At 39.0% G+C, this 23,780-nt stretch carries 25 protein-coding genes; 18 read left to right on the top strand and 7 right to left on the bottom strand.

Annotation, left to right across the window (positions count from 1 at the left end; genetic code table 11):
- Positions 1–31 precede the first annotated feature (31 nt).
- Entirely contained in the window at positions 32–1,321 is a 1,290-nt protein-coding gene (locus BLQ05_RS10685; RefSeq protein WP_023575872.1) for a cryptochrome/photolyase family protein, read from the top strand.
- Here BLQ05_RS10685 and BLQ05_RS10680 read toward each other — a convergent pair.
- Both BLQ05_RS10680 and BLQ05_RS10675 read right to left on the bottom strand, forming a co-directional pair.
- Positions 1,318–2,064 carry a DUF3667 domain-containing protein gene (locus BLQ05_RS10680; RefSeq protein WP_023575871.1) on the bottom strand — a complete coding sequence of 249 codons (747 nt, stop codon included), beginning with the start codon at positions 2,062–2,064 and terminating at the stop codon, positions 1,318–1,320. The two genes, BLQ05_RS10685 and BLQ05_RS10680, sit on opposite strands and share 4 nt — an antisense overlap.
- A gap of 20 nt (positions 2,065–2,084) precedes the next feature.
- A complete protein-coding gene (locus BLQ05_RS10675) occupies positions 2,085–2,750 on the bottom strand; it encodes an HAD family hydrolase (protein ID WP_023575870.1) in 666 nt (221 codons plus the stop codon).
- Positions 2,751–3,038: 288 nt separating this feature from the next.
- On the opposite strand from BLQ05_RS10675, the gene BLQ05_RS10670 reads away from it, so the two are divergent.
- From BLQ05_RS10670 to BLQ05_RS10655, 4 genes are all read left to right on the top strand, one after another.
- The gene (locus BLQ05_RS10670) at positions 3,039–3,581 is read left to right on the top strand and encodes an RNA polymerase sigma factor (RefSeq protein ID WP_023575869.1); all 543 of its coding nucleotides are present in this window, start codon (positions 3,039–3,041) and stop codon (positions 3,579–3,581) included.
- Positions 3,582–3,617: 36 nt separating this feature from the next.
- Positions 3,618–4,007: a hypothetical protein gene (locus BLQ05_RS10665; RefSeq protein ID WP_143000945.1), complete on the top strand. Its 390-nt coding sequence runs from the start codon at positions 3,618–3,620 to the stop codon at positions 4,005–4,007.
- A gap of 1 nt (position 4,008) precedes the next feature.
- Positions 4,009–4,452: a hypothetical protein gene (locus tag BLQ05_RS10660; RefSeq protein WP_023575867.1), complete on the top strand. Its 444-nt coding sequence runs from the start codon at positions 4,009–4,011 to the stop codon at positions 4,450–4,452.
- Positions 4,453–4,669: 217 nt separating this feature from the next.
- The gene (locus tag BLQ05_RS10655) at positions 4,670–5,278 is read left to right on the top strand and encodes a PAS domain-containing protein (protein WP_035654185.1); all 609 of its coding nucleotides are present in this window, start codon (positions 4,670–4,672) and stop codon (positions 5,276–5,278) included.
- Positions 5,279–5,318: 40 nt separating this feature from the next.
- Here BLQ05_RS10655 and BLQ05_RS10650 read toward each other — a convergent pair whose 3' ends face one another.
- Together BLQ05_RS10650 and BLQ05_RS10645 are read right to left on the bottom strand one after the other, a co-directional pair.
- The gene (locus BLQ05_RS10650; protein ID WP_023575865.1) at positions 5,319–6,419 is read right to left on the bottom strand and encodes a WD40/YVTN/BNR-like repeat-containing protein; all 1,101 of its coding nucleotides are present in this window, start codon (positions 6,417–6,419) and stop codon (positions 5,319–5,321) included.
- A 42-nt stretch (positions 6,420–6,461) separates the two neighbouring features.
- Positions 6,462–6,821: a DUF983 domain-containing protein gene (locus BLQ05_RS10645; RefSeq protein WP_023575864.1), complete on the bottom strand. Its 360-nt coding sequence runs from the start codon at positions 6,819–6,821 to the stop codon at positions 6,462–6,464.
- Between the two features lie 102 nt (positions 6,822–6,923).
- Here BLQ05_RS10645 and BLQ05_RS10640 point away from each other — a divergent pair, with 102 nt between their 5' ends.
- Genes BLQ05_RS10640 through BLQ05_RS10630 form a run of 3 tightly spaced genes read left to right on the top strand, consistent with a single transcriptional unit; the run spans position 6,924 to position 10,162 of the window.
- The gene (locus BLQ05_RS10640) at positions 6,924–7,799 is read left to right on the top strand and encodes a helix-turn-helix domain-containing protein (protein ID WP_023575863.1); all 876 of its coding nucleotides are present in this window, start codon (positions 6,924–6,926) and stop codon (positions 7,797–7,799) included.
- Positions 7,800–7,847: 48 nt separating this feature from the next.
- Complete coding sequence (locus BLQ05_RS10635) at positions 7,848–9,062, top strand: RsmB/NOP family class I SAM-dependent RNA methyltransferase (RefSeq protein WP_035654146.1); 1,215 nt, start codon at positions 7,848–7,850, stop codon at positions 9,060–9,062.
- A gap of 11 nt (positions 9,063–9,073) precedes the next feature.
- Positions 9,074–10,162, top strand: coding sequence for an endonuclease (locus BLQ05_RS10630; protein ID WP_023575861.1), 1,089 nt, complete (start codon positions 9,074–9,076; stop codon positions 10,160–10,162).
- Between the two features lie 63 nt (positions 10,163–10,225).
- Here BLQ05_RS10630 and rho read toward each other — a convergent pair whose 3' ends face one another.
- Positions 10,226–11,947, bottom strand: coding sequence for a transcription termination factor Rho (gene rho / locus BLQ05_RS10625; RefSeq protein WP_035654144.1), 1,722 nt, complete (start codon positions 11,945–11,947; stop codon positions 10,226–10,228).
- A gap of 185 nt (positions 11,948–12,132) precedes the next feature.
- On the opposite strand from rho, the gene BLQ05_RS10620 reads away from it, so the two are divergent.
- The 4 genes from BLQ05_RS10620 to BLQ05_RS10605 all read left to right on the top strand — a co-directional run bounded on the left by BLQ05_RS10620 (position 12,133) and on the right by BLQ05_RS10605 (position 15,461).
- Positions 12,133–12,543 (top strand): DUF4293 domain-containing protein, encoded by a 411-nt coding sequence (locus BLQ05_RS10620; RefSeq protein ID WP_023575859.1) that lies wholly within the window; start codon positions 12,133–12,135, stop codon positions 12,541–12,543.
- Positions 12,544–12,700: 157 nt separating this feature from the next.
- The gene (locus BLQ05_RS10615) at positions 12,701–13,366 is read left to right on the top strand and encodes a response regulator (protein WP_023575858.1); all 666 of its coding nucleotides are present in this window, start codon (positions 12,701–12,703) and stop codon (positions 13,364–13,366) included.
- Positions 13,367–13,386: 20 nt separating this feature from the next.
- A complete protein-coding gene (locus BLQ05_RS10610) occupies positions 13,387–13,668 on the top strand; it encodes a hypothetical protein (RefSeq protein WP_023575857.1) in 282 nt (93 codons plus the stop codon).
- Between the two features lie 71 nt (positions 13,669–13,739).
- Positions 13,740–15,461, top strand: a complete 1,722-nt coding sequence (locus BLQ05_RS10605) for an ATP-binding protein (protein ID WP_023575856.1) — start codon at positions 13,740–13,742, stop codon at positions 15,459–15,461.
- Here the strand turns inward: BLQ05_RS10605 and BLQ05_RS10600 are convergent.
- Positions 15,429–15,926 (bottom strand): metallophosphoesterase family protein, encoded by a 498-nt coding sequence (locus BLQ05_RS10600; RefSeq protein ID WP_023575855.1) that lies wholly within the window; start codon positions 15,924–15,926, stop codon positions 15,429–15,431. The genes BLQ05_RS10605 and BLQ05_RS10600 overlap by 33 nt on opposite strands.
- 167 nt (positions 15,927–16,093) lie before the next feature.
- Between BLQ05_RS10600 and truA the strand changes: the two genes are divergently transcribed.
- Both truA and BLQ05_RS10590 read left to right on the top strand, forming a co-directional pair.
- The gene (gene truA / locus BLQ05_RS10595; protein ID WP_023575854.1) at positions 16,094–16,837 is read left to right on the top strand and encodes a tRNA pseudouridine(38-40) synthase TruA; all 744 of its coding nucleotides are present in this window, start codon (positions 16,094–16,096) and stop codon (positions 16,835–16,837) included.
- Positions 16,837–18,591, top strand: a complete 1,755-nt coding sequence (locus tag BLQ05_RS10590) for an ABC transporter ATP-binding protein (RefSeq protein ID WP_035654143.1) — start codon at positions 16,837–16,839, stop codon at positions 18,589–18,591. Before truA ends, BLQ05_RS10590 begins: the two co-directional genes overlap by 1 nt.
- Positions 18,592–18,635: 44 nt before the next feature.
- Here BLQ05_RS10590 and BLQ05_RS10585 read toward each other — a convergent pair whose 3' ends face one another.
- Positions 18,636–19,295 (bottom strand): CPBP family intramembrane glutamic endopeptidase, encoded by a 660-nt coding sequence (locus tag BLQ05_RS10585; protein ID WP_023575852.1) that lies wholly within the window; start codon positions 19,293–19,295, stop codon positions 18,636–18,638.
- A 209-nt stretch (positions 19,296–19,504) separates the two neighbouring features.
- Here BLQ05_RS10585 and lpdA point away from each other — a divergent pair, with 209 nt between their 5' ends.
- The 4 genes from lpdA (at position 19,505) to BLQ05_RS10565 (ending at position 23,764) form a co-directional block, all read left to right on the top strand.
- Complete coding sequence (lpdA, locus tag BLQ05_RS10580; protein ID WP_023575851.1) at positions 19,505–20,893, top strand: dihydrolipoyl dehydrogenase; 1,389 nt, start codon at positions 19,505–19,507, stop codon at positions 20,891–20,893.
- Positions 20,894–21,073: 180 nt separating this feature from the next.
- The gene (locus BLQ05_RS10575; RefSeq protein WP_023575850.1) at positions 21,074–21,346 is read left to right on the top strand and encodes a DUF4242 domain-containing protein; all 273 of its coding nucleotides are present in this window, start codon (positions 21,074–21,076) and stop codon (positions 21,344–21,346) included.
- Between the two features lie 70 nt (positions 21,347–21,416).
- A complete protein-coding gene (locus tag BLQ05_RS10570; protein ID WP_023575849.1) occupies positions 21,417–21,827 on the top strand; it encodes a cupin domain-containing protein in 411 nt (136 codons plus the stop codon).
- A 176-nt stretch (positions 21,828–22,003) separates the two neighbouring features.
- Positions 22,004–23,764 carry an Ig-like domain-containing protein gene (locus BLQ05_RS10565; protein WP_023575848.1) on the top strand — a complete coding sequence of 587 codons (1,761 nt, stop codon included), beginning with the start codon at positions 22,004–22,006 and terminating at the stop codon, positions 23,762–23,764.
- Positions 23,765–23,780 lie beyond the last annotated feature (16 nt).

The raw sequence follows: 23,780 nt of genomic DNA, 5'->3' as shown, positions 1-23,780 counted from the left end.
ATTAGTTGAAATAAAACCATAAACATAAAACATGAACATCTTTTGGTTTAGACGCGATTTACGATTAGAAGACAACACAGGGCTTTTTCATGCTTTAAACAGCAATGAGGAAACACTTCCCATTTTTATTTTTGATGAGAACATCCTGTCCCAATTATCCAAAGACGATGCACGGGTAAGCTTCATACACAGTCAGTTAGTCAAGATTCAGGAGCAACTGAAAACTGTTGGAAAATCACTGGCAGTGTTTCACGGAACTCCGGAAACGGTTTTTAAGAAACTGATGTCCGAAAACAAAATAACAACCGTTTACACCAATCACGATTACGAGCCGTATGCCCGAAAAAGGGATAAAATGCTGAATGACCTTTTCAAAGCGAATTCCGTCGCATTCAAAACCTGTAAAGACCAGGTGATTTTTGAAAAAAGCGAAGTGGTTAAAGAGGACGGCAGCCCTTATGTGGTGTATACGCCCTACTCTAAAAAATGGAAAGAAAACTTCCGTAAAACCGCTTTGGTGCACTATCCTTCGGAAACACTTTTGGAAAAAATAACCAATCACTCCTACCCGTTTTTGAACTTATCCGACATTGGATTCACAACATCAGCCATAACCGTTCCGCCTTTCAATATTTCCGAAAAACTCATCGCCAATTATGAAGACACGCGTAATTTTCCTGCTATTGCCGGGACTTCATTACTCGGAATCTACTTGCGTTTTGGTGCGGTTTCGATTCGGAAAATGATTGCTCAAGCTATTACCGCAAAAAACGAAACCTTTTGGAATGAACTGATCTGGCGTGAATTCTTCATGCAAATCCTATGGCATTTTCCGCATACGGTTAACCGGAGTTTCCGTGAAAAATACGAAGCGATTCGGTGGAGTAACGATGAGGAATTGTTCCAAAAATGGTGCGAAGGAAAAACCGGTTATCCTTTTGTTGATGCAGGCATGCGCGAACTTAACGCTACCGGACACATGCACAACCGCGTGCGTATGATTGTGGCCAGTTTTCTTTGCAAACATCTGCTAATCGACTGGCGCTGGGGCGAAACCTATTTTGCGCAAAAGCTTTTGGATTATGAACAAGCCAGCAATGTGGGGAATTGGCAATGGGCCGCCGGAAGCGGTGTGGATGCGGCGCCTTATTTCAGGATTTTCAACCCTACGGAACAGATTAAAAAATTCGACAAGGATTTGAAATACATCAAAAAATGGATTCCGGAACTGGAAACTTCGAAGTATCCAAAACCCATTGTAGATCATAAAGAAGCGCGCGAAAAATGTCTGAACGTTTACAAAACAGCTTTAGACAGCTAACTCGCACCATAAATTCCCATCACAAAAATAATCGACACCGTACTTAATACGGTAATGAGTACCGAAACAATAATCGTTTTTAGAAAAAGAAGCCATTTCACTTTATAGTAGAAGGAGAAAAACTGATAATAAAACCAAATCATATACAACAACACCAGCAATTGCAAACCAATATACATAACACTGATCAGATCGATGTTTTTTATGAAAATGCACGCGATGTAAAATGCAATCGTGAAAAGAGATTCACCGGCGGTTCTGTAGCAATTCAGCACTATATTTTCGGCGTAATTCAGGCCGCTTTTTATAAAAAAAACAAAGCTGAATAACGAATAAATCGGAATGGACAGCAACAAATAACCTCTGGGATACTTATGGTAGAAATCCTGTACTTCCGAGAAAACACCCTGTCCGTTTTTATCGTAAATCTCTGCGATGTTTATCTCTGCGAACCGGCTCACCAAAAATGAAATCGTTACCAGAATAATCAAAAGCGGGAAATAACTGAAATGCACGGCTCTTTTTCCGTTGATGTATTCGCGAATACTGTGCCCAGGTCTGGTTACCAACTCTTTAACAGTATAGAAAAAACCTTTTTCGGTATGAAAAACACCGTACATGAAATCGGTTATGACCACTTCTTTGAATGAAAACCTGCGCGTTGATGCTTTCTGGCCGCAAACGCCGCAATATGCTGTTGTTACTGCCGAATCACATTGAAGACATTTAACAGGTTCCGCCATGAATCTTAGTTTTTACTAAGTTAGGCTTTTTTCTTGATGTTTAAAATGGTTTCAAAGTCAATTTCGCTAAAATCATGGATAATATGGTCTGCCAACGACAAATCCTGATGCTTTGAATTTTCACTGTGATAACCGATACAGAAAATCTCCGCCGATTTCGAAGCCTGAACACCATTGGTACTGTCTTCAATCACAATACAGTGTTCTTTCGGAGCAACGGAAAGTGACGCCGCATGTAAAAATATGGCCGGATGTGGTTTGGATTTCGGGAAATCCTCACCGCTTACGGTATGGGTGAAATACTGGTGCAAATCAAAACGGTTGAAAACGCGCTGAATCGTACTTTTCGATGCCGAAGAAGCCAAAATAAGCTGCATGCCGTTTTCGTGCAGGTTTTTAATCAGGTCATGAACGCCTTCTATCAGTTCTAAATCGGGTTTGGTGTCGAACGCTTCGTTGAAAAGATGGCGTTTTCTCAGAATCAAATCTTCGACTTCGTGTTCTAAATGGAAGGTATCTTTAATACGTTGGAAAACATTTCGGGTGGAATTTCCGGTAAAAGAACCATACATTGCTTCGGAAACCTGAATTCCCAATTCGTCAAAATGTTTGAAATAGGCATACTTGTGAACCGGTTCGGTGTCGACAATCACGCCGTCCATGTCGAAAATTACTGTCTTAATCATTGTAAATTGTGTTGTTGCGTGCAAAGGTACAAAGTTGCCCGGTTATTTTTAGTTAACAAAAAGAAAAATGGCTTCCTCTTTAGCCCTGATGGGAGCGGCACCGCGTAGAGCGGACAGCAGGAAATACAAAACCGGACACAAAACGACCCTTTGCTCCAAAACTTTTCACTTATCCCTTTTCACTTATCCCTTTTCACTTATCCCTTTTCACTTATCCCTCTTCACTTATCCCTTATTACTAATTAAACCTTTTCCCCTATCTTTAGTCTTACAACAAATCGATTTCACTTGCAGGACGAAAAAGCCTTTATCGCGGAGTTACTGAACCCGAAAACGCAGAACGAAGCGTTTCGGAAATTGGTGCGCGAGTATCAGCGACCGTTGTACCATCATATCCGAACAATCGTACTGAATCATGATGATACCGATGATGTGTTGCAGAATACTTTTGTGAAAATTTTTCAGAACCTGAAGAACTTCAAGGGAGAAAGCAAGCTGTTTTCGTGGATGTACCGCATTGCAACCAACGAATCGATTACGTTTATCAACCAGCGCGCCAAAAAATCAGGCATTTCGAATGAGGAAGTACAGGAAAAGATGCTTAACAGTTTACCGGCCGATGTGGATTATGATGGTGATGAAATTCAGCTGAAACTGCAAAAAGCGGTGGCCATATTACCCGAAAAACAGCAATTGGTTTTTAAAATGAAGTATTTTGAAGAAATAAAATACGAAGAGATGTCGGAGATTTTAGGTACCTCCGTAGGAGCATTGAAAGCCTCTTATTTCCACGCCGTCAAAAAAATTGAAGAATATTTAAACACGAATTAAACCATTAGCGCTTAATTTTGTCCAACAGTCAGGAACATGAATATGAAAAAGTTTGATTTACATAACGACCCGAAAATTGAAACCGGATTCAAAATTCCCGAGCACTATTTCGAGAATTTGGAAGACCGTATCATGAATCAGCTTCCGGAACAGGATGTGAAAGTGATTTCGTTGTGGCAACGCAAATCGGTTTGGATTTCCGGTATGGCTGCGGTTTTGGTGGTTTCCTTCGGAACATGGTTTTATTTTAACCAGCAAAGTACGGAGCTTTCTGTTTCTTCACAGGAATATCTGGCTTATTCCAATGATATTACTACCGAGGAAATTGCCTATCATCTAACTGACGAAGACATTACCACTATTGAAAAAGAATTAGGGTTATACGATACCGAATCTGAAACTTACGTTAACGAATATTTGAATTAAAATGAAGAAATTAATTACCATACTATTGCTTTTTTTGTCGCTGGTAACTTTTGCCCAGGACAGAGAAAAACACATGGATCGCATCAAGGCTTTGCGTGTGGCTTTCATATCGGACCGATTGGATCTGACTCCGGAAGAAGCACAGAAATTCTGGCCTATTTTCAATCAGTTTGACGAACGTCAGTTTGAACTGCACAAACAGAAAAGACACTTAATGCACAAATTACGCCCCGAAAATGCTGCCGGTTTGTCCGACAAGGAAACAGCCGCACTGATGGACGAAGATGATAAACTGGAAAGTGACATTCAGGAAAACCGCCGTAAGCTGACGAAAGATTTACAAGGCGTTATTCCGAATCAGAAAATACTAATGCTGAAACAGTTGGAAATCGAATTCAAGGAAAAATTGTTGAAGCAAATGAGAAACCGTAAAAGACAACGTTAAAAAAGGAGCAGTTTGCTCCTTTTTTGTTAAATAAATCACCCTTCTTGACCTATGTGTTAAATCAAGGTTAAATTAGGGTAAAATCCAGCTTAAAACCCTTTAAATACACAGTTTTTTTAAAAAAACAAAAGTAACCGCAAGCTGATTTTTGTCATGTTTTGGCACAAAAAAATCCATGTACTTTGCCATTGATAACGAATTAAAAATTTATTTTAAAATGGAAGTATTTGAAAGACCAGTACCTATCGACAAAGAAGTGTCATGGGATAAGACAAAAACCATCATGAGTAAAACAGACCGATTTGGTACGATTGAGTATGCCAATGAAGTTTTTATTGATGTTAGTGGTTATGAAGACTATGAATTAATGTCGCAACCCCACAATATCATCCGTCATCCCGATATGCCGAAAGTTATTTTTAAAGTACTTTGGGATAATTTGAAAAAAGGAGAAAATTACCACGCAATTGTAAAAAACCTTGCGAAATCAGGACGTTATTATTGGGTAATAACCGATTTTGATATTTCAAAAGACGAAAAAGGAAACATCGTGAATTATTTTGCCCGAAGAAAAGCGGTGCCGCAAGAAGTAATAACCAAACACATTGAACCATTATACAAAAGATTACTCCAAATTGAAAATGCAAGCGGCATGGAAGCCAGTGAAAAATACCTTGTTGGCTACCTGGAAGAGCAAAACAAAACGTATGTGGATTTCATTATGGAAATCATGAACGAACATGAGAAAGCAATGGCACAACAAAATGCTGCCAACGTAACAAAAGTGGAAGATAAAAAAGGATTTTTCTCCAAATTCTTCAACTAATTTCGAAACTGAAAAGACCGGTAAATGACTATCGGTCTTTTTATTTGAATTTTATTCTGATGATTTTCTTATTGCCTGCAGCTATTGCGGTTTTAGCATCTGTAAAACGGATCGTAAACAAATCTTTGTAATCGGCAATCTTAGTCCAACTTTTCCCTTGAGTATAGGAATAATAGACTCCGGAAGCGCCAACCGTAACCAATTCATTGCCATTACTTCCCGGCACAAACTGCACGCAGGAACCGTAACCGAACCCTTCATTTTCAGCAATGAGATTCCATGTTTTTCCGCCATCAAGTGTAATGATTTTATTTCCGAAATTCTGCTGTGGTTTTTCATAATCGCCACCCGTTGCAAAACCGATACTTTCATTATAGAAATCGGCCGAGAAAATACCGGTCATCGCACTTCCTTGAATGATAGGCGTTTCCGTAACCTGCCATGATTTTCCTTTATCGTCCGAATAAAAAACCCTTGATTTCTTTCCACCGGAAACAATCCATGTTCGGTTCCCTTTGATGATAATATTGGTATTGCTGGCAGCAAAAAACGCTTCGCCATCGGCTAATTTAGGCAGTTGTTCACAAGATGTTTTGGTCCAGGTTTGCCCGCCGTCTCTTGTGATAATCAGTGAAAAGCAATCTTCGGTAGGGTCACCCACGGCTATGCCTTCGATATCATTCCAAAACTGCATCGCATCATAAAACACTTTTTCACCTTTTTCCTGATAGACTAATTGGACTTCGGTTTGGTCTTTCGAAATTCGGTACAACAATCCGGGATTACCAACACTCAATACAAAAACATGGTCTTTGGTTTGTGCCATACTACGAAATTCGAGTTTCAGCGTGTCTTTGACGATATTCCCGACGAAATTTTTACCGCCGTTCAGACTCAAATAGCCATAATTTCCGTTATTCGCGGCATACCACACCTTGTCCTTATCCACTTCAAGGGCGCGAATGCTAAGCTTCTCCAACAATAAGGTATCAATTTCCACCGAAGTGAAACCGGGTTTTAAGGTATCTTTTACAACCGTTTTGTTATCAGAAACCACATCCGATTTCGGTGTATCGAAAACCGATTTCAAACCACAGGAAAAGCACAAAAAGGAAAGAATCGCAATCCAACTTTTTTTCATCAGGGAAAATTTTGAAAAGCTAATTTACGAAACATTTCACGTTTATAGCTGTTTATCTTTTCCGTCGAGCATGTAAATCCACAACATTCTGGAAAGCCGGAAATTAAACGTACTCAAAACAACGGATAGGATTCCAATTAACACTACAATGGTTAAATAGCTGTCGACAAACTGATTGACTATCAGAAAAAAAACAACCATTTCTGCAAAAACCAGTCCGTAACTCACGAACATCGACCCAAAGAAGTATCCGGGTTCTTTTTCAAATCTATGGTTACAATTGGAACAATTAGTGTGCATTTTCGGTAAACGGAACAGAAAAATATTTCCTTTTTCGGCAAACACCTGGCCTTTTCCACATTTCGGACATTTTTCGGTAAGTAGTTCTGTTAAAACTGACATAGGATATAAATTTTAGGCAAAGTTCTGCAATATACGGGGATTGACCATAGACGAATTGCACAATATTTTGTACTTTTAGGACATCATTCTATTTCCAAACCTATGAAGAGCTTCACCGTTTTAGATATTCAACAATTCGAATCCAACGAAAACAAAAGAGATTTTTATACCAATACAATAGAAAACCACCTGATTACAAGTCACAAAAACATCCTGAAACCACACAAACACAATTTCTATCTGACTGTACTTTTCACGCATGGAAGCGGTATTCACGAAATCGATTTTGTAAAATACGATGTGAAACCCGGAAGTCTTTTCTTTTTGAATCCCGGACAAATGCACCATTGGGAGCTCTCAGACGACATTCAGGGTTTCATTTTTTTTCACACCCAATCGTTTTACGACATTCATTACACCAAAAACAGAATTAACAGTTTTCCGTTTTTTTACAGCGTTCAGAATTCACCCACTTTGTATCTTGAATCTGAAGACATTAATTATTTCAAATCGTTATTCAAATTGATTTATACCGAAAATCAATCCGATGCTATTCTGAAATCCAATAAAATCATTTCTCTTGTCGATTTGATTTACATCGAAAGTACGCGGCACTACATTCGGAAAAACGAATTGGAAGTGATTCCGCAGAATTCCTATACCAACAAATTTCAGGAATTTGAACAACTGGTGGAACAACATTATAAAACCGAAAAATCCCCTTCGCAATATGCCGATTGGCTGAACATGTCGGCCAAACATCTCAACCGCATTACCCAAAACATGATTGGCAAAACCACCACCGATATCATACTGGAACGGGTTTTTCTGGAAGCCAAACGCGAAATGATTTCCCGAAAATTCAGTTTCAATCAGATTGCGGATGATTTAGGGTATGATGATTACGCTTATTTTTCGAGGCTTTTCAGAAAAAAATGCGGCGAAACACCCTCTTCATTCATAAATAAATACAGATAATCTTTTGAATCGATTAATTACTTATCTTTGCAAGCTGATTTTTACACAATGAGATTACACAGAAACTTAGTATTTACAACCATTGACTCGCTTATGGCGATTTTCAATGAAGGACAATATGCCGACAAAATGGTAGCTTTAGCTTTGAAAAAAGACAAACGCTGGGGAAGCCATGACCGAAAATTTGTTGCCGAAACTATTTATGAAATCGTTCGATGGAAGCGTTTGTATGCCGAAATTGCCGAAGTGAAAGAACCTTACGACAGAGACAACATCTGGAGAATGTTTGCAGTTTGGGCGGTTTTACGCGGCTACACCCTACCCGATTGGAAATATTTCGAATCGACTCCGGTGCGTAAAATCAAAGGACGTTTTGACGAACTTTCCAAAGACCGACGTTTCCGTGAATCCATTCCGGATTGGATGGACGAATTGGGCGTGAAAGAATTGGGCGAAGAGGTCTGGACCAAAGAATTGGCAGCGCAAAACGAACAGGCAAAAGTAATTCTTCGTGTGAACACCTTAAAAACCACCAGAGAAAAGCTTCGCGCTATCTTAATGGATTTGAATATCGATACAGAAACCCCTGCCGAATATCCGGACGCTCTGATTTTAAAAGAAAGAGCGAACGTATTTCTAACGGATGCTTTCAAAGAAGGCTTGTTTGAAGTTCAGGACGCTTCTTCGCAATTGGTAGCCCGTTTCTTAGACGTAAAACCAGGCATGAGAGTTGTGGATACCTGCGCAGGTGCGGGAGGAAAAACATTGCACATTGCTTCTTTAATGGAAAACAAAGGGCAATTGATTGCGATGGATTTATATGAAAGTAAGTTAAAACAATTGAAACTTCGTGCGAAAAGAAACGGTGCGTTCAATATTGAACCCCGCGTAATTGAAAACACGAAAGTAATTAAAAAGCTTTATGAAAAAGCGGACAGAGTACTGATTGATGCTCCGTGTAGCGGTTTGGGCGTTTTGAAACGTAATCCGGACAGCAAATGGAAATTACAACCGGAATTCATCGATAATATTAAAAAAGTTCAGGCGGAAGTTTTGGAAAGTTATTCCAAAATTGTGAAGCCCGGCGGAAAATTGGTTTATGCCACTTGTTCGGTATTACCTTCTGAAAATCAGGAGCAAATTGAGAAATTCTTAAGTACGGAAAGTGGAAAAAACTTTACCTTTGTAAAAGATGTGAAGGTCTTGGCTTCCGAGTCGGGATTTGATGGATTTTACATGGCCTTATTAGACAGAAAACAATAAAATCATCCCAAATGAAAAAAATCTACTCTTTAGTATTGTTATTGAGCGTTGCTTTTGGTTTTGCTCAAACAGGTGTTCCTCCAGGATATTACAGTACTGCAACCGGAACGGGTTACACCTTAAAAACACAACTTTTTAATATCATCGACAATCATACCGACAGAACTTACGCAGGTTTATACACCACGTACTTAACTTCTGACATCGACAGTTATTATGAAAATGACGGTACGATGCTGGACATGTACACCGAAAATCCCACCGGGGCGGAATGCGCTTTTACCTACGGAACAAATCAGGATGACGGAACAGGTGGAGGAAGTGAATGTGATAAATACAATCGCGAACACATCATTCCACAATCAGTTTTTGGCTCTGCAAATCCGATGGTTTCTGATGCGCATTTTGTCACACCATCAGACAAATATGTAAATGCACAAAGAGATAACTTTCCTTTTGGGGTTGTCCAAACTGCTACCAACACATATTCTAATGGCTCAAAAAAAGGAAATAACTTAAATTCAGGATATTCTGCAGGGTACAGCGGGACTGTTTTCGAACCTATTAACGAATTCAAAGGTGATATTGCCCGAATGATTCTCTATTTTGCAACCCGTTATGAAGATCAGGTTGCAGGTTGGTCATACGCTATGTTTAACAATACCAGCAATCAGGTTTTTACCAATACACATCTTGAAATATTAAAGCAATGGCATATTTTGGATCCTGTGTCTCAAAGGGAAATTGACCGTAACAATGCTATTTATGCCCGTCAGAATAACAGAAACCCTTATATCGACCATCCGGAATGGGTAGCGGTTATTTGGGGCCCAACATTAGGCACAGATACCTTTGACGCTTTAGCAAACGTAACTGTCTATCCAAACCCAACCAGAGACAACCGAATCAACATTACCTCGGAAGTGGAATTGAATGAAATTCAGTTAATCAACCTTAACGGTCAGGTGATTCAAATGATTAAAAACCCTAACCGCGTTCAGAACACCTATACTTTAGAAAACTTACCACAAGGCTTCTATTTCGTGAAATTGTCTTCTGCGGATAATCAGACTACAACCAAGAAAATTTTAGTGAACTAATCCTTCACTTACAGTCATAAAAAAATCCACCAATTGGTGGATTTTTTATTTTATATCAATTACTTAATCATTCATTGAGATTAAAAACTCTTCGTTGTTTCTGGTTTTCTTGAATCGGTCATTGATGAAATCCATCGCCTCTACCGGGTTCATATCGGCAAGATACTTACGCATAATCCACATTCTCTGAATCGTGTTCTCATCCAATAACAAATCGTCACGACGCGTACTGGAAGACGTAAGATCGATAGCAGGGAAAATACGACGGTTGGCAATTTTTCTGTCCAACTGCAATTCCATGTTACCTGTTCCTTTGAATTCTTCGAAAATCACTTCGTCCATTTTAGAACCGGTTTCCGTTAAGGCAGTAGCGATGATACTTAAGGAACCACCGTTTTCCACATTACGGGCCGCTCCGAAGAAACGTTTTGGTTTTTGTAATGCATTCGCATCCACACCACCACTCAATACTTTTCCGGAGGCCGGTTGTACCGTGTTGTAAGCTCGTGCCAAACGCGTAATCGAATCCAAAAGGATTACCACATCATGACCACATTCTACCAAACGTTTCGCTTTTTCCAAAACAATGTTGGCAATTTTTACGTGTTCTTGCGGCTCTCTGTCGAAAGTCGAAGCAATTACCTCACCTCTAACACTACGCTGCATATCGGTTACCTCTTCCGGACGTTCGTCAATTAGAAGTACGATTAAATACACTTCCGGATGATTGGCGGCAATCGCATTGGCAATGTCTTTTAACAACATCGTCTTACCGGTTTTCGGCTGTGCCACAATCATTCCACGCTGTCCTTTTCCAATCGGAGAGAACAAATCAATGATACGAGTGGAAATGGTACTCTGTTTTTCGGCCAAACGGAATTTTTCTGTTGGGAAAACAGGCGTTAAATGCTCGAAAGAAATTCGGTCACGAACAACTTGAGGATCATGTCCGTTAATTTTCAGCACTTTTACCAAAGGGAAGTATTTCTCACCTTCTTTTGGCGGACGTACCACACCTTTTACAGTATCTCCTGTTTTTAATCCGAACAAACGGATTTGGGAGGTCGACAGATAAATATCATCGGGCGAAGCCAAATAGTTATAATCGGAAGAACGCAAAAAGCCGTAACCGTCCGGCATCATTTCCAAAACACCTTCGCTTTCAATGATTCCGTCGAATTCATAATCGGATTCTCTGAAATTCTGTTTTTTGTGCTTTTGATTCGGGTTATGGTTCGGATTTTGGTTCAGATTCTGATTCGGATTCGGATTCTGAGATTTTGCAACCGGAGTTTCAGTCTCCGTTTCAGTCGCTTCCGAAGTTTCTTTTACTTCCCTATTTTGCTGTGGACGTGCCGGAGCGTTCGGGTTGTTTTCTTTTACAAAACGTGGTTTTTGAAGAAACTCTTTCTTTTTAGGTACAAAAGGTTCGCGTTTCATTTCCGGTTCTGCTGCTGCGGGTTTTTCAGTAACTGCTTCAGGAGCTACCGCCGCTTGTATTTCTTTTTCTTCCTTTTTGGGAGCAAAAGGGGTTTTCTTATTTTCTGCAGGCGATTTTGCCGGTCCTTTTACGGGAGCAATTCGGGCTCTTTTGGCCTTTTCTTCCTGTTGTGGTTGTTCTGCCAAAGCAGGTTTGACCACTTCGGGGTTGGCTGCCTGATAATCCAAAATCTGATAAACCAATTCGTCTTTTTTAAGATTACGATATTTATTGATTTTGGCAACTTTTGCAATTTCCTGAAGCTCAGGCAGCTTCATTTCTTTTAATACAGAAATATCAAACATGTATTGAATCTGAATTTAATTAAGGTAAATGTAGAATAGACTTTTGGGTAAGGATTTTTTTTGAATCGAAACAATCGAAGAATGAAGTACTTACGATTTTATACTGCAATAATACGAATTTAATTTAACAAACAATAGCATTTTTACGAAAAAGAAACTATTTTTGTGCAACAATAGAACCAAAAATGATTCAACGAATTCAGACCGTTTATCTTTTTTTAGCCTTTGTTTTTTCAGGGGTTTTGCCTTTCGTTTTTCCGTTATGGAAAGATGCGGCAGGAAAAGATTTTTACTTTATGCTGGATATGAGCTATGCTGCTGTTTTTGGTTTGTGTACGACACTTGCCATAGTAAGCATTTTCAGTTACAAGAAAAGACAAAATCAGTTTGTGATGAACCGACTGAACATAATATTGAACTTTATATTACTAGGATTATTTGTGTATCGTTTACTAAGCTTATCCGGAGAAACCACGGTTTCTGAGAAGGGTATTGGGATGTTCCTTCCTATTGTTTCTATCGTTTTGTTGGTTTTGGCCAATAAGGCCATCAAGAAGGATGAAGATCTCGTAAAATCTGTAGACCGATTACGATAAACCTTTCATCTTAGTTTATTAGTGCGCGGAAAATCCGAATCTTAACTGGTTCGGATTTTTTTATTTATATCACTAAATTTAGTGATATAAAATCACTAAATTTAATGAATTCAAATTTCAATATAAATGTTAAATTTGGATTAATCAATTGTACCGAATGACAGAAAAAATACGCCTCTTCCTTGCCGATGACCATCAGATACTTATAGACGGACTGGTCGCTGTTTTAAAAACCAACAAATTGTTTGAAGTGGTGGGTTATTCCCTATCCGGTGAAAACCTTGTGGATGAAGTTGCCGATAAAAACATCGACGTGTTAATCATGGACATCAACATGCCCGGCAAAGACGGTATTGAAGTGCTGAAGGAATTTAACAGCAAAGGTTTTTCCTGTAATGTCATCGTATTTTCAAGTTTCGACGACATTAAACTGATTAAGGAAGTACTGCAATTGGGCGCCAAAGGCTATCTGACCAAACAATCGGCGGGAGAAAACATCATTGAAGCCATAACCACCGTTTACAACGGCGAAGAATACTATTCGAAATCGGTGCGAGAGAAAATCTTTCTTTCGTTTACCGGAAAGGAAAAAGAAAACGACGCTACAAACGGCCAAATATCCCCGGAATCCATTACCGACCGGGAACTGGAAATCTTAAAACTGATTTCACTGGAATACAGCGGAAAAGAAATCAGCGAAGCGTTGTTCATCAGTACCAATACGGTGGAAACCCATCGCAAAAACCTGATTAAGAAACTCAACGTTAAAACTACGGTCGGACTCGTGAAATTTGCTCTCAAACATAATTTAATCAATCAATAATCAACTAAAAAACAAAAACTATGGCACTATTAGGAACTTTTGGCTTCGACTCCTTGCCGGATGATGAATTCGATGTAACCTTTACAATTCCCAACAATTGTAATTTTACCACGCATTACGATGCAACAAAAAAAATTAATACTATAACTGTTCAGCTCAACTCCGGACAGTCACAACCTTCAGGTGTCTTTGTTCCCTGCAATCACACGGTTTCAGCAGACAACAATGCCGCAAACATTAACTTCGAACAGAAACTTAATGGCTCAACAATTACAAAACCAAAGATTGTTATTACACTTTAACAACATTGAAAAAAAATAATTATTTATTCCTCTTACTTTTTTCTTTCACGGCCTTTTCGCAGCAAAAAGTCGTGAAAGATTCTTTTGATTATTACAAAGAAAACAGCCAGTTCCAGAAAGCGTTGGATTACTCGGATAAAAAAGCAGCCTATTTTTTAAACAAAAAAGATTATTCCAATTACATAAAACACATTACCAATAAATCGAGAATTCTTTCAAAAAACATTAAAGACCATAAACGTTCTTTAAAAATTATTTATGAGTCACTTACACTATTAAACAATGTACCTGAATTTGAAAAAGTAAAACTTTATCCCGAAATATCGGCAATCTACTCCCGATTACAACAGTTTGATAAAAGCAATGAGATTGCTAAAAAAGGATTAAAAATGGCATCGCACTCCAAAAACGATACCATTACTCAAATATTAAACTATGTAGTTCTTCGCAACTACCTGACAATCAAGGATTCTCAAAACGCTTTCCCGCATCTGGAACCTTCCTTAAAAGGTGCAAGAAAAATAAAGGATAATCAAAAAATTGCAGCTGCTTATAATACACATTTTGCTTTTTACTCACTCATCAAAGAAAAGGATATCGCCAAAAAATATTTAGATTCCAGTATGATTTACGCCGAAAAATCTAAAGACAGGCTAACTATAAATGCCGCCAAAAGCAATCTTGGCGTGCATTATTTAACTGAAGAAATTGATTATAATAAAGCACGAGATATCTATCTGGAATTAATTGCCGAAAATGAAAATGATCCTTTGAACGAAGATCTTGCGATTGCATATTTAAATATCTCCATGGTTTATGAAGAATTAGGGGATTTTAAAACCGCAAATAACTATTTGAATAAATACATCGATTATCAGGAAAATACCATTACTAAAAAATTCGACAGTGAGATTGAAGGCATCCGTACCAAATACGAACTGGACAAAGCGGAAAAAGAGTTCCGGAATCAGGAAAAGCTTTTAAACCAGAAACAACTCAAAAGCGAAAAAATATTGTACCTCATGCTGGCCTTATTGGCTTTTGCGGGCATCTTGTTTTACTTTTTCTATCAGAATTTAAAACTGAGACAAAAAAACAAACTGAAAGACCTAAACCATAACGTACAGCAAAACCTTGTAAATGCTACCATAGATGGTCAGGAAGAAGAACGCAAACGCCTTTCGGGGGTTTTGCACGATAACATCAGTGCGTTGCTTTCCTCGGCAAGTCTGCATTTAATGGCCTTTGAAGCGAATCATCCGGAAATTGACGGGGAGCTCAAAAAAACCAAAGCAATTATCAAAGAAGCCCATGATAAAGTACGCGATTTATCACACGATCTGATTCCGCCCGTACTGGAAAAATTAGGGTTGATTGCCGCTTTTGAAGATTTGTGTGAAAAGAATTCCAATTCACTGATTCATTTTCAATTCAACAATTTCATAGAAGAAGACCTTCGTTTTCAGAATGATTTTGAAATGAAACTGTATTTTATCGTTGCCGAATTGTTCAACAACATCATGAAGCACAGTAATGCTGCGGAAGCCTCATTAACCCTTGACAAAGAGAACGATCAACTTACCATTAATATTGAAGATAACGGAAAAGGGTTCAGCACCAAAGAAGGAAAACCAAAAGAAGGCCTCGGACTTTCGCAGATAAAAACGCGTATCAAAAGTCTGAACGGAAGCATGACTATCAATTCCAAAGAGCAATCGGGTACCATTATTTATATCAAAGTACAGATTCCGGAATCGAAATCAGCCCCGGGTTCCAATTTCCACAACGTTTAAATTCTGAATCTTATCGCCGTCGATTTCAAACTGCAGCATGGTACGCACCTGATGAAACCCGTGTATGCCGGCAGCACCCGGATTCATGTGTAACAAATTCAGTTCCTTATCAAACTGTACTTTTAAAATATGGGAATGTCCGCAGATGAATAATTTCGGAGGATTTTGCTTTATTTCACTGCGAATATCCTGATTGTATTTCCCCGGATAACCGCCAATGTGTGTAATCCAGACATCAACGCCTTCACAGAAAAAACGGTTGTGTAACGGGAATTCCAAACGCGCTTTGGCATCATCAATATTACCATAAACTCCTCGCAACGGCTTGATTTTCTTAATGGTATCCGTAACCGATAAATCCCCGACATCTCCCGCATGCCAGACTTCATCGGCTAAGCGAACGTATTTCAAAATAGTCTCGTCAATGTGACTGTGCGTGTCGGAGAGCAAAAGAATCTTCTTCATTGTTTACTGAATAAGCTAAACCGCTAAGATACTTCCAATTTTAAAGTATACCAACAACCTCTCTGTCTTTTCCCTTTTCCTTTTCCCTTTTCCCTTACAACTTTAACCTTTCCAAAACATAAAATCTTTGTAACTTTGCTACTCTTAAACTTTGAGCCTTAATCACCTTGAGATACTTCATCGAATTCGCATACAACGGAAAACAGTACCACGGTTGGCAATACCAGCCACAATCGGTATCCGTGCAGGAAACCCTAACCAAAGCCTTATCGCTTTTACTGAAAAAAGACATAGAGCTTATGGGCGCAGGGCGTACTGATGCCGGTGTGCATGCCAAACAGATGTATGCCCATTTTGATTATGATGAAATGTTGGATTCGGCGTATTGGACTCAGAAACTGAATTCGTTCTTGCCGAAAGACATTGTGGTGTACGGATTGCTTCCGCTTCACGATGATGCCCATGCCCGATTTGACGCTACCAGCCGAACGTATGAGTATCACATTCACACATTTAAGGACGCCTTTGAAAACGAAGGAAGCTGGTACCATTTTCATCCGCTTAACGTGGAAAAAATGAATGAAGCCGCGAAAATCCTGTTTGATTACATTGATTTCGAATGTTTTTCCAAAACGCATACCGATGTAAGAACATTCAATTGTGTTATCAAAGAAGCTTTTTGGCAACAAAACGGAACGAAACTTGTGTTTACCATTTCTGCCGACCGCTTTCTGAGAAACATGGTTCGTGCGATTGTAGGAACGCTTATCGGAGTAGGCATCGGGAAAATATCCCTAGACGATTTCCGAAACATCATTGAAAGTAAAAACAGAGGAAAAGCCGGATTTTCGGTACCGGCACATGGTTTGTATTTAACCAAAGTAATTTATCCGTATATTCACAAGCACTAATGAAAGTCATCCAATCCATATCACTAAAGAAAGTAATGCAGTATGCGAAGCCTTATAAAAACAGGCTTTACATGGTGGTTTTGTTTTCGGTTACGCTTTCCATTTTCGCGGCAGTCCGCCCCTATTTATTAAAACAAACCGTCGATGGTTACCTAAAAGAACACGATCAGGTCGGACTTTTATACTACATCGCTTTAATGGGAATCGTTTTGATACTGGAGGTCGCTTCCCAATTCTATTTTACGTATTGGGCCAGTTGGCTCGGACAGGATATTGTAAAAGACATCCGTGAAAAACTGTTCCGCCACATTACGACGTTCCGAATGAAATACTTCGACAACGAACCGGTTGGAAAATTAGTCACGCGTTCGGTAACCGATATCGAATCCATTGCGAGTATTTTCAGTCAGGGATTGTTCATGATTGTGAGTGATTTGATGAAAATGTTTGTGGTACTCGGTATCATGTTCTACATGAACTGGAAACTGAGCCTTATCGTAGTGATGGGGATGCCTATTTTACTGTATGCGACCCGTATTTTTCAGCAAAAAATGAAAATCGCATTTGAAGAAGTGCGTAATCAGGTGGCCAATCTGAATACCTTCGTACAGGAACGTGTAACCGGAATGAAAATCGTACAGCTGTTCAATCGTGAAGAAATTGAACTGGAAAAATTCAAGCAAATCAACGAATTGCATAATAAAGCCTGGCTAAAAAACATCTTATACAACTCCATCTTCTTCCCTATCGCCGATATTTTATCATCAGTAACTTTAGGTTTGGTGGTTTGGTACGGCGGTTGGAACATTATGCACGGCGATACAATGACCACTTTCGGAGATTTGTTCGCTTACACGATGTTAATTGGTATGTTATTCAATCCCTTGCGTCAGATTGCGGATAAATTCAACGTGATGCAAATGGGGATTATTGCAGCCGAACGTGTTTTTGAAATTTTAGACCGTGAAGATTTGGTGCAGAAAAAAGGAACTAAAATTGCGGGTCATTTTAAGGGCGATATCACACTGGAGAATGTACGTTTCAGTTATATTCAGGACGAAGAGGTTTTAAAAGGCGTCAACCTGAAAGTAAATGCCGGGGAAACAATTGCCATTGTGGGTGCTACGGGAGCCGGAAAATCAACCATTATCAATCTGTTGAACCGTTTTTACGAAATCAACAGCGGACGAATACTGATTGACGGCACGGACATCAACGATTTCGATCTGGACAGTCTGCGCCGACAAATTGCCATTGTTTTACAAGACGTTTTTCTGTTCGCCGATACGATTCTGAACAACATTACCTTAAACAACACCGCTATTTCCCGTGAAGAAGTTATCGCGGCGGCCCAAAAAATTGGCGTACACGATTTCATCATGAGTTTACCCGAAGGATACGACTATAATGTAAAAGAACGCGGTGCGATGCTGTCTTCGGGACAACGACAGTTGATTGCTTTTTTACGCGCCTATGTAAGTAACCCGAGTATTCTGATTCTGGATGAGGCGACTTCTTCCATTGATACCTATTCGGAAGAACTGATTCAGGAAGCCACGGAAAAAATCACCAAAGGACGTACTTCCATTGTCATTGCACACCGATTGGCAACGGTAATCAACGCCGATAAAATCATTGTAATGGATAAAGGAATGATTGTGGAAGAAGGCAAACATTACGAATTAATCAGTAAACCGGAAGGCTATTACAAAAATTTGTACGAATCGCAATTTGCAGTGGAGAATAACAATTAATTCTATAAATCTGTTTTCAAAAAACGGATTAAATCCATTCGAATTTAACTGTAAAACGATAACAATCCATAATAGCTAAGTGTTAAAAATACGGTATCAATAAGACCGTGTACAATAATGTTTATCCAAATATTTTTAAATTTAAGATAAATCAATCCGAAAAATATCCCAAACAAAAAGGTAATTACCAAACCTGCAGTACCCTGATACAAATGTGGAAGTGAAAATAAAACAGTACTCAACAATACAATCACAATTTTTTGCTCCCCTATAATTTTTTTCAACTGGGAAAAGACAAAAGCACGAAACAATAACTCTTCCCCAAAAGCGGCACTAATCCACATGAAAATCAAATACTTTAAATAGTTAGGAGTGTCGCCTTCAATAAATTTAAAACTCGAATAATCGGCCGGTTCGTTAAATATTTTAGTAATTAAAGGCTGGATAACGAAATCCGCCGTTACTTCCAAAAAAACATACAATAACAAAATCAGCCCAACAGTTTTCAGGTTCAATCTATTAAAATTAAGAGCCTTGAAATTACCATCCTGCAAATAAGTCGACAAGAAAATGAAGACAATAATAACACAAAATGTGACGGGAAATTTTGTAAGAGGATTGTAAATTAATCCAAACGAAATGGCTAACAACACAAAAACACCAATCTTGGCATTAAGAAATTTCGAAAGGGTATTCATAAGCATTCACTACATTAGAAATTAAACATCTTTTGTATCCCAAAATAAAAACTTTATTTATTACAAATATAGATTAAAACTATTTTTCCTGTTAATTCCATCGTAGCACACTGTAAGATCAGAAACCAAACTAATTTGAAAACTAGTTTCATTGCTGCAAAAAAATAAATCCTTATTTTCGCAATCACAAACTAACAAAGAAATAATTATTTGACATGAAATACGATATTATTGTTTTAGGAAGTGGCCCAGGTGGTTACGTAACTGCTATCAGAGCATCACAATTAGGCTTTAAAGTAGCCGTTATCGAAAAAGAAAACCTTGGAGGAATCTGCCTGAACTGGGGATGTATTCCAACAAAAGCGTTATTAAAATCGGCTCAGGTTTTTGATTACCTAAAACATGCTTCCGATTATGGTTTAACCGTAAAGGAATTTGATAAAGATTTCAACGCTGTTATCGCGCGTTCCCGTGGTGTGGCAGAAGGAATGAGCAAAGGTGTTCAGTTCTTAATGAAGAAAAATAAAATTGACGTTATCGATGGTTTCGGAAAAGTGAAACCGGGTAAAAAAGTAGACGTAACTGCCGCTGACGGAAAAGTTACCGAATATTCGGCGGATCATATCATTATCGCTACTGGCGCACGTTCCCGTGAATTACCGAACTTACCGCAGGACGGTAAAAAAGTAATCGGATACCGTCAGGCAATGGTGTTACCAGAGCAGCCAAAGAAAATGATTGTTGTTGGTTCCGGTGCTATCGGAGTGGAATTTGCACATTTCTATAACGCAATGGGTACCGAAGTGACTATTGTGGAATTCATGCCAAACGTAGTTCCGGTGGAAGACGAAGACATTTCAAAACAATTTGAGCGTTCGTTGAAAAAAGCAGGAATCACTGTAATGACCAATTCTTCTGTAGAACGTATCGACACTTCCGGAAAAGGAGTGAAAGCATTTGTTAAAACAGCAAAAGGAGAAGAAGTTTTGGAAGCGGATATCTTATTATCGGCAGTTGGAATCAAAACCAACATCGAGAACATCGGATTAGAAGAAACCGGTATTGCTACCGACAAAGATAAGATCTTGGTTAACGATTTCTACCAAACTAACATTCCAGGTTATTATGCTATTGGTGATGTGACTCCGGGTCAGGCTTTGGCTCACGTTGCTTCTGCGGAAGGAATTTTGTGTGTGGAGAAAATCGCAGGTTTACACGTGGAAGCGTTAGATTACGGAAACATTCCGGGTTGTACGTATGCTACTCCTGAAATTGCTTCAGTAGGTATGACCGAAAAACAAGCTAAGGAAAAAGGATACGAACTGAAAATCGGTAAATTCCCGTTCTCTGCCTCAGGAAAAGCGAAAGCTGCCGGAACTCCGGACGGATTCGTAAAAGTAATTTTCGATGCAAAGTACGGCGAATGGTTGGGTTGCCACATGATTGGTGCCGGCGTTACCGATATGATTGCTGAAGCAGTTGTGGCCCGTAAACTGGAAACTACAGGTCACGAAATCTTAAAAGCAGTTCACCCTCACCCTACCATGAGTGAAGCGGTTATGGAAGCTGTGGCTGATGCTTACGGCGAAGTGATTCACTTGTAACTTTAATTTAGAATTCAGAAATTAGAATTCAGAAATAGTAAAAAATCCGTTTTGTGAAAACAGAACGGATTTTTTTATTTCATAAAATTCTACATAACAAGCAGTTACACAAAATAAACCACGATATTTTCGTAACTTTAAAGTCGCTTAAAACCAATACTAATCAAAAAACAAAACAGTATGCCGAAGTATGTAATCGAAAGAGAAATTCCCGGAGCAGGAAATTTTAGTCCCGAACAGTTAAAAGCCATTTCACAAACTTCCTGTGGAGTTTTGAGTAAAATGGGATCTGAAATCCAGTGGGTACACAGTTATGTGACAGCGGATAAAATATATTGTGTTTATAACGCTCCAAATGAAGAAATGATTCGCGAACATGCGAAACAAGGCGGATTTCCCGCTAATTCCGTAAACAAAGTAACCGAAATTATTGACCCTGTAACTGCTGAATAATGTTTTCGGCAATAAATTAAAAATGAAAAATACCACGCGATTAAATTAATTTAATTTAAATCCAAACGCAATGAAACGGATTGTAACAGGAATGCTCTTAGGGGGATTTCTAATGGTCTGTAATTCTTCATATGCTCAGGACCCGGTGGTTGCTGCTCCAAATATTTACAAAAAAGTGCTTATTGACAATGACAAAGTAAGGGTTATTGAGATTGAATTTGCCGCCGGTGAAACAGGTCCGTGGCACAACCATCCGGATCATGTGGCTTACGCCTTGACTGACGGTAAACTGGAAATTACAGACAAAGGAAAAACAGGTGTGGTGTATGATATTAAAGCGGGAGACGCCTTATTCATACCGTCTGTGACACATATGGCTAAAAACATCGGAACAAACACCATAAAAATGGTAGTAACCGAAGTTAAACCTTGCCTGATGATGAAAAAAATGAAAACCAAAATGACTACCGAAAAAAAATAACCGGTCGTTTTAACTTATTGAATCGAAATACATTTCAAAGCCAATACATTTTGAAATCCGTTTTGTGAAAACAGGACGGATTTTTTTATAGGTGGTATTTATGTAACAAATACTTTTTTTTGTGTAACACTATCCGCTTGTTTTAGAATCACCTTTGCCTCATATCTAATAATAATATGAAACAAAAAAACTTTTTAGTAACTATTGCGATAGTTTTAGCTACTTTAATTACAGGTTGCGCAAAAGATGATTTTCAGGAAACGGCTGGCTTATGTCCTGTTGTTGTCACGACAAATCCTACTGATGCGGCTGTAAACGTTCCTCTTAATCAAGTAATCACAGTTACTTTTAATGAGGAGATGAACCCTTCTACAATCAATTCCTCTTCTTTTATAGTAAACGGAAACGCAACAATTACAGGTACTCTGACTTATTCGGGTGTAACCGCTACTTTTACTCCAACAGTAAATTTAACTACAAACACTACATATTCCGTAAGAATTACAACTGCAGTAAAAGACTTAAGAGGTAATGCTTTACAGGAAGATTACATTTTCACTTTCAGTACGGGAGCAACTTTGCAACCTCTGGTAATTGCAACCAACCCCACAAGAAATGAAACCGGAGTGGTCTTAAACATAGTAGTCGGCGCTACCTTTAATATGCCAATGGATGCTGCAACAATCAACACAACAACATTTACATTAAAAGAAGGAACCAACACCATTACCGGTATTGTTACATATTCCGGGAATGAGGCTTTTTTTACTCCTAATGTAAACTTAACTGCCAACACAGTATATACAGCTACCATTACTACCGGAGCAGAAAATACTGCCAATGTTCCTTTAGGAACCGATTATACATGGAATTTTACAACAGGAACAATTGTAGCGCCAACGGTAATTTTAACCGATCCGGCAAACAATGCATCTGGTGTCGCACTTAATAAAGTGGTTACAGCAACATTTGATATGGCTATGGATCCTTTAACAATATCTGCCACAACTTTTACTTTAAAACAAGGAGCAAACACCGTTGTGGGTACAGTAAGCTATAGTGGAAACATGGCGTCATTTACACCTGCAAATCCACTTTTGGAAAATGCGGTATTTACTGCCACCATTACAACAGGAGCCAAAAACCCTGCAGGTGATTCTATCGCTACCGATTATGTTTGGACATTTAGTACCATCAACAGTTCGATTAGTCCGAATTTAGGATCAGCGGCACAATTTGGAGCGTTTGGCGGAAATGCCGGCATAACCAATCAAGGTTTAAACACGGTAATTAACGGAAGCATTGCAACAACTGCAGCCTCTACATTAGTAACCGGTTTTCACGATGCCACAGCAATTTATACCGAAACACCTCTAAATGTAGGTCGGGTAACCGGAGCAATTTTCACAGCACCACCAATGCCCGGTACAGCAACATCATTTGCAATTGCAACTCAAGCACTATCTGATGCCAATGCAGCATACCTAAGTATTTCACCCGCATCAATGCCTGGAGGTACTGATCCCGGAGCTGGAGAATTGGGTGGATTAACATTGGCTCCCGGTGTTTATAAATCAGCCAGCGGAACGTTCAACATTTCAAATGGTAACTTAACGCTTGATGCGCAAGGTGATCCAAACGCAGTATGGGTTTTTCAAACAGCTTCCGGCTTAACAGTAGGTATTGCCGGACCCACTGGAGCAAAGAGTGTCGTCTTAATCAATGGTGCCTTACCTAAAAACGTATTCTGGTATGTTGGAAGCACGGCTACTATCAATGGTGCTGGTGGCGGAACCATGGTAGGTACGATAATTGCCAATTCAGGTGTTACAATCTCAACTGCCGGTAATGCAGCTCAAACGGTACTGAACGGAAGAGCACTATCACTTGTAGCATCAGTAACAATGGTAAATACAACCATAAATGTTCCTCAGTAAAACTAAAAAATCAACT

Origin of the sequence: Flavobacterium saliperosum (genome assembly GCF_900100625.1) — a bacterium.
GTDB lineage: Bacteria > Bacteroidota > Bacteroidia > Flavobacteriales > Flavobacteriaceae > Flavobacterium > Flavobacterium saliperosum.
This window is presented reverse-complemented; position numbering and strand designations above follow the sequence as displayed.

Bases quoted from the DNA above. Each gene is read 5' to 3' on its own strand.
- BLQ05_RS10635 (WP_035654146.1), top strand. From the start codon at position 7,848: ATGAGATTACACAGAAACTTAGTATTTACAACCATTGACTCGCTTATG.
- rho (WP_035654144.1), bottom strand. From the start codon at position 11,947: ATGTTTGATATTTCTGTATTAAAAGAAATGAAGCTGCCTGAGCTTCAG.
- BLQ05_RS10650 (WP_023575865.1), bottom strand. From the start codon at position 6,419: ATGAAAAAAAGTTGGATTGCGATTCTTTCCTTTTTGTGCTTTTCCTGT.
- BLQ05_RS10615 (WP_023575858.1), top strand. From the start codon at position 12,701: ATGACAGAAAAAATACGCCTCTTCCTTGCCGATGACCATCAGATACTT.
- BLQ05_RS10570 (WP_023575849.1), top strand. From the start codon at position 21,417: ATGAAACGGATTGTAACAGGAATGCTCTTAGGGGGATTTCTAATGGTC.
- BLQ05_RS10680 (WP_023575871.1), bottom strand. From the start codon at position 2,064: ATGGCGGAACCTGTTAAATGTCTTCAATGTGATTCGGCAGTAACAACA.
- BLQ05_RS10685 (WP_023575872.1), top strand. From the start codon at position 32: ATGAACATCTTTTGGTTTAGACGCGATTTACGATTAGAAGACAACACA.
- BLQ05_RS10620 (WP_023575859.1), top strand. From the start codon at position 12,133: ATGATTCAACGAATTCAGACCGTTTATCTTTTTTTAGCCTTTGTTTTT.
- BLQ05_RS10655 (WP_035654185.1), top strand. From the start codon at position 4,670: ATGGAAGTATTTGAAAGACCAGTACCTATCGACAAAGAAGTGTCATGG.
- BLQ05_RS10645 (WP_023575864.1), bottom strand. From the start codon at position 6,821: ATGTCAGTTTTAACAGAACTACTTACCGAAAAATGTCCGAAATGTGGA.
- lpdA (WP_023575851.1), top strand. From the start codon at position 19,505: ATGAAATACGATATTATTGTTTTAGGAAGTGGCCCAGGTGGTTACGTA.
- BLQ05_RS10565 (WP_023575848.1), top strand. From the start codon at position 22,004: ATGAAACAAAAAAACTTTTTAGTAACTATTGCGATAGTTTTAGCTACT.
- BLQ05_RS10575 (WP_023575850.1), top strand. From the start codon at position 21,074: ATGCCGAAGTATGTAATCGAAAGAGAAATTCCCGGAGCAGGAAATTTT.
- BLQ05_RS10675 (WP_023575870.1), bottom strand. From the start codon at position 2,750: ATGATTAAGACAGTAATTTTCGACATGGACGGCGTGATTGTCGACACC.
- BLQ05_RS10665 (WP_143000945.1), top strand. From the start codon at position 3,618: ATGAATATGAAAAAGTTTGATTTACATAACGACCCGAAAATTGAAACC.
- BLQ05_RS10610 (WP_023575857.1), top strand. From the start codon at position 13,387: ATGGCACTATTAGGAACTTTTGGCTTCGACTCCTTGCCGGATGATGAA.
- BLQ05_RS10600 (WP_023575855.1), bottom strand. From the start codon at position 15,926: ATGAAGAAGATTCTTTTGCTCTCCGACACGCACAGTCACATTGACGAG.
- BLQ05_RS10630 (WP_023575861.1), top strand. From the start codon at position 9,074: ATGAAAAAAATCTACTCTTTAGTATTGTTATTGAGCGTTGCTTTTGGT.
- BLQ05_RS10585 (WP_023575852.1), bottom strand. From the start codon at position 19,295: ATGCTTATGAATACCCTTTCGAAATTTCTTAATGCCAAGATTGGTGTT.
- BLQ05_RS10590 (WP_035654143.1), top strand. From the start codon at position 16,837: ATGAAAGTCATCCAATCCATATCACTAAAGAAAGTAATGCAGTATGCG.
- BLQ05_RS10660 (WP_023575867.1), top strand. From the start codon at position 4,009: ATGAAGAAATTAATTACCATACTATTGCTTTTTTTGTCGCTGGTAACT.
- BLQ05_RS10640 (WP_023575863.1), top strand. From the start codon at position 6,924: ATGAAGAGCTTCACCGTTTTAGATATTCAACAATTCGAATCCAACGAA.